The following is a 516-nucleotide window of genomic DNA, read 5'->3' on the forward strand; positions in this document are numbered from 1 at the left end:
GGTGGGAACAAAACGAAGGAGAAGATAGTTATTCAAGTCAAAGCCAGTTAATTGCAACCCCTCCGTTTGTCAAAATTGAACCAGGTGAAAAGCAGTTAATCCGCATCATCAACCAAGATGAGGCCTCTGCGGGTAAGGAGTATGCATACCGAGTGATCATAGATGAATTACCGCCAACTCAAAACCCTCAAACAGAATTGACGGAAAATGAACTCGCTGTCAAAGTCCGAATGCGTTACTCGATACCTTTGTTTATTTACGGGAAAGGGCTGACTGATACTCAAAAACCAAACCGTGACAGTGAATTATGGGATGATTTACAGGCACAGTTTATTAAGAAAAATAATCAGCGTTTTGTTCACATTAAAAATTCAGGAAAACACCATGTTCGCTTAGTGAATTTACAGTTGAATCTACCAAATAAAGATCCTGTCGTTATTTCCGATGGACTAGCTGGCTATATTCTTCCTGAACAGTATAAGGTTTGGTCTATTCCCCATAGTAATGTCAGACCCT

Annotated in this window: 1 protein-coding gene; it reads left to right on the forward strand. The window is 40.1% G+C overall.

The window, feature by feature from the left end:
• Positions 1–516 (forward strand): molecular chaperone (locus R7Z77_RS28485; protein WP_318137451.1); only part of this gene is annotated, 516 nt, incomplete at both ends.

It is taken from the genome of Vibrio sp. 1401, assembly GCF_033340295.1.